Origin of the sequence: Phenylobacterium sp. (assembly GCF_036402295.1) — a bacterium.
Taxonomy (GTDB): Bacteria; Pseudomonadota; Alphaproteobacteria; order Caulobacterales; family Caulobacteraceae; genus Phenylobacterium.
This window is the reverse complement of record NZ_DASWTE010000291.1, coordinates 1-4,377: the sequence shown is the minus strand read 5'-3', so window position 1 is coordinate 4,377 and position 4,377 is coordinate 1. Positions and strand designations below refer to the sequence as shown.

At 67.4% G+C, this 4,377-nt stretch carries 4 protein-coding genes; all 4 read right to left on the bottom strand.

Going from position 1 to position 4,377, the window contains the following annotated elements; translation table 11 throughout:
• Window positions 1-665, bottom strand: a 665-nt coding sequence (locus tag VGD44_RS17605; protein WP_331089503.1) for an acyl-CoA dehydrogenase family protein, incomplete at its 3' end; no start/stop codon positions are given.
• Window positions 666-797: 132 nt separating this feature from the next.
• On the bottom strand, window positions 798-2,000 hold the full coding sequence (locus VGD44_RS17600; RefSeq protein WP_331089501.1) for an acyl-CoA dehydrogenase family protein: 1,203 nt from the start codon (window positions 1,998-2,000) through the stop codon (window positions 798-800).
• Between the two features lie 152 nt (window positions 2,001-2,152).
• Window positions 2,153-3,355, bottom strand: coding sequence for an acyl-CoA dehydrogenase family protein (locus VGD44_RS17595; RefSeq protein WP_331089499.1), 1,203 nt, complete (start codon window positions 3,353-3,355; stop codon window positions 2,153-2,155).
• Between the two features lie 59 nt (window positions 3,356-3,414).
• A partial coding sequence (locus tag VGD44_RS17590) for an acyl-CoA dehydrogenase family protein (RefSeq protein ID WP_331089497.1) occupies window positions 3,415-4,377 on the bottom strand: 963 nt, incomplete at its 5' end.

The following is a 4,377-nucleotide window of genomic DNA, read 5'->3' as shown; positions in this document are numbered from 1 at the left end:
TCGGTAAAGAACGTCTCGCAGAAAGGTGAAGAGCCTGCGATCAGAGGAATCGGACGTACTTCCACGCCAGGCTGATGCATCGTGAACAGCACGAACGAGATGCCTTCGTGTTTCTTCGAAGTATCCGTGCGCACAAGACAGAAGCACCAGTCGGCCCATTGCGCGCCGCTCGTCCATATCTTCTGGCCATTGATGACGAAACGGTCACCTTTATCTTCAGCCTTGGTCTGAAGACTTGCCAGGTCGCTGCCGGCGCCGGGTTCGGAGAAGCCCTGGCACCACTGGATCTCGCCGCGGCAGATCGGCGGGATGTGCTCCTGCTTCTGCGCCTCGGTGCCGTATTCCAGGAGCGTCGGGCCGAACATCATCACGCCCATGCCGCCGATCGGGTTGTAAGCGCCGGCGCGGGCGAACTCGCCCTGCACGACCCGCGCCTCGGCGCCCGAGAGGCCGCCGCCGCCATAGGCCGCGGGCCACGTCGGCGTGCCCCAGCCCTTGCCGCCCACCGCCTTGCGCCAGGCTTCCTGGTCAGGCGTGGGGTTCACGCGCTCCTCGCGCGCCATCGGGTTGGGCTTGCCCTTGAGCGAGGCGGGGAAATTCGCCTCCACCCACTCACGGACCTCCTTCCGGAAGCCCTCCAGATCGGTCCCGCCAAAATCGGCCATGTGAAATTCGTCCTCTTAAATCAAAGCCCGGCGCCAAAGGCGCCCTTCAAAGCCGCTGAAAACGCGGAAAGCGCGGAACGCCAAAGAACGCACTCTATTCCGCGTCCTTCCGCGTTTTCCGCGGTTCAATTTCTACCTCGCCTGCGTCACCTCCGGCAGTCCCAGAATCCGCTTCGAGATGATGTTCAGCTGCACCTCCCACGAGCCGCCCGCGATGGTGCCGCTCTTGCCGCGCAGCCAGGCCCGCACGGCCCCCAGCTCGTCCTTGCCGAAGGCCTCGCCCGCCCAGCCCAGGCCCTGGCTGCCCAGCAGCTCCACAGCCAGCTCCGCCTTGTCCTGCCGCACCTTGGACCCGACGTTCTTCAGCACCGACGAGGCGGCGGAAGGCCCCGAGTTCGACCGCGCCTCCTCGGCCGCGCGCCGGCCGGTGAGCTGGAAGGCCCGCTCCTCCATCAGGTGCTCGGTGATCCGCCGGCGCAGGTCCGGGTCGCTGAGCCGCCCGTCGTCGTCCACCCCCACATAGTCCTTCGCCCAGGCCACGACGCCCGGCCCTGGCGTCACGCCCGGCGCGCCCGCGGCGTTGGCCCCCGAGATCCCCTGCCGCTCGTGCTGCAACAGCCGCTTGGCGATGGTCCAGCCGCCGTTCAGCGGCCCCACCAGGTTCTCCTTCGGCACCTTCACGCCGGTGAAGAAGGTCTCGCAGAAAGGCGTCGTGCCGTTGATCAGCAGGATCGGCCGCGGCTCCACGCCGGGGCTCTTCATGTCGATCAACAGGAAGCTGATGCCCTCGTGCTTCTTGCTGTTGTCGGTGCGCACCAGGCAGAAGCACCAGTCGGCGAGGTGCGCGCCGCTGGTCCACACCTTCCCGCCGTCGACGATGTAGTGGTCGCCGGCGTCCACCGCCTTGGTCTGCAGGCTGGCGAGGTCCGAGCCTGCGTTCGGCTCCGAGAACCCCTGGCACCAGCGCAGCTCGCCGCGCACGATCGGCGGGATGTGCCGCCGCTTCTGTTCCTCGTTGCCGTATTCCAGCAGCGTCGGGCCGAACATCATCACGCCCATGCCGCCGATCGGGTTGTAGGCCCCGGCCGCCGCCAGTTCCTCGGCGATCACCCGCGCCTCGGCCTTGGAGAGGCCCCCGCCGCCATATGACTTCGGCCAGGTGGGTGTGCCCCAGCCCTTGTCGCCCATGGCCTTGCGCCAGGCGTCCTGCTCGGGCGTGAGCTCGCGCCCCTCCGGCGCGGCCTTGCCCTTCAGCGTCGCCGGAAAGTTCGCCGCGATCCAATCCCGCACTTCCGCCCGGAAGGCGGTCAGGTCAGCGCCGCCGAAGTCAGGCATGCCTAGTTCCTCCCCCGTCTACGGGGGAGGGGGACCACGAAGTGGTGGAGGGGGCGCTGCCACCCGCTCCGTGCCGCCGCAGCGCCCCCTCCGACCCTTCGGGCCACCTCCCCCGCGAGCGGGGGAGGAACTGGGGTTCAATCCCCGCCATATCAGCTCGACTGCGTCGTATCCGGCAGCCCCAGGATGCGCTTGCTCACGATGTTCGACTGAACCTCCTGGCTGCCGCCGAAGATCGTCCAGGCCTTGCCCGACAGCCAGTTGCGCACGGCCTCCAGCTCGTCCTTGCTGAAGTCGTCGCCCTCCCAGCCCAGGCCCTGGTGGCCCATGATCTCGAGCAGCAGCTCGGCGCGGGTCTGGCCGATCCAGGTGCCGGAGTTCTTCATCACCGACGTGGTGGCCGAGGGGTTCACATTCCCCTTCGCCTCCTCGCGCGCCCGCTCGATGGTCAGCGCGTGCGCCTTGGCGTCCATCTCGTTGCGGGCGATGCGCATGCGCAGGTCGCTGTCGGCGATCCGGCCCTTCTCGTCGACGCCCACGTATTTCTTGGCGATGGCCGAGACCTTGGCGCCGCCGGTCATCCGCCCGCCGCCCTGGCCCGAACGCTCGTGCTGCAGCAGGCGCTTGCCCACCGTCCAGCCGCCGTTCAGCGGCCCGACCATGTCGTCCTTCTCGGCCCGCGCGTCGGTGAAGAAGGTCTCGCAGAACGGCGACGACCCAGCGATCAGCTTGATCGGCCGGGTTTCTACCCCCGGCTGATGCATGTTGATCAGAACAAAACTTATGCCTTCGTGCTTCTTCGTGGTATCTGTTCTGACGAGGCAGAAGCACCAGTCGGCGTATTGCGCGCCGCTCGTCCAGATCTTCTGGCCGTTTATCTTCCAGTGATCTCCAGCATCCTCGCACTTTGTCTGTAGAGACGCGAGGTCGGACCCGGCGCCGGGCTCCGAATACCCCTGACACCAGCGCAGCTCGCCCCGCACGATCGGCGGGATGTGGCGCTGCTTCTGCTCCTCGGTGCCGTATTCCAGCAGGGTGGGGCCGAACATCGACAGACCCATGCCGACCATCGGGTTGTAGGCGCCGATCCGGTCCATCTCCTGCTGCAGCACCCGCGCCTCGGCCGCCGAAAGCCCGCCCGCGCCGTACTTCTTCGGCCACGTCGGCGTGCCCCAGCCCTTCTCGGCCATGCGCTGCTTCCACACGAGGTGGTCGCCCTCGGGCTTGAAGCCACCCACCATGGCGCGCTCACCCGCCCGCGGGTCGTCGCGCAGCGACTTGGGATAGTTGGCTTCGAGCCATACGCGGGCCTCGGCCCGGAACGCGTCGAGTGCGGAGCCGCCGGAATCGGCCATCGGATCCTCCCTGAAATGTCGTCGGATGAAATACCGCTCTTTCTAATCAGGCCATTTCACTACTTCGGATCGGGAAGGCCAAGCACCCTTTTGGACACGACGTTGAGATTGATCTCCGACGTGCCGCCCTCGATGGAGTTCGCCTTCGAGCGCAGCATCACCCGGAACGCCTGGGTCTCGGCCTCGGAGAAGCCTTCACCGCCCCAGCCCAGCCCCTGGCAGCCCAGGCTCTCGACGAGCAGCTCGTTGCGCTCCTGGGCGACCTTCGCGCCGGCGTACTTCATGATCGCCGCGGCGTTCGACGGCCCGTTCGACTTCGACTCGTCCTGCACGCGCCGCACGGTGAGCTGGAACGCGCGGTTCTCCATCAGGTGGTCGGTGACGCGCCGGCGCAGGTCGGGGTCTGAGAGCCGCCCGTCCTCGTCCACGCCCACGTAAGCCTTGGCCGCCTCGACCACGGTGGGCAGCGCCACCGCCTGGCCGATGTTGCCGCCGCCCAGGCCGGCCGAGATGTTGTCGCGCTCGAACTGCAAGAGCCGCTTGGCCACAGTCCAGCCGCCGTTCAGCGGCCCGAACAGCTGGTCCTTCGGGACCTTCACGTCGGTGAAGAAGACCTCGCAGAACGGCGACGTCCCGTTGATCAGCAGGATCGGCCGCACCTCGACGCCCGGGTCCTTCATGTCGATCAGCAGGAAGCTGATGCCCTCGTGCTTCTTGGACGTGTCCGTCCGCACCAGGCAGAAGCAGCGGTCGGCGAGGTTCGCGCCGCTCGTCCATATCTTGCTTCCGGAGACGAGGTAGTGGTCGCCCATGTCGACGGCGCGCGTCTGCAGGCTCGCCAGATCCGATCCCGAGCCCGGTTCGGAGTAGCCCTGGCACCAGCGTACGTCGCCCGAGATGATCCCCGGCAGGTGCTCGCGCTTCAGCGCCTCGGTCCCGTATTCGATCAGGGTCGGGCCGAACATCATCACGCCCATGCCGCCGATCGGGTTGCGGGCGCCGACCTTGGCCATCTCCTCGGC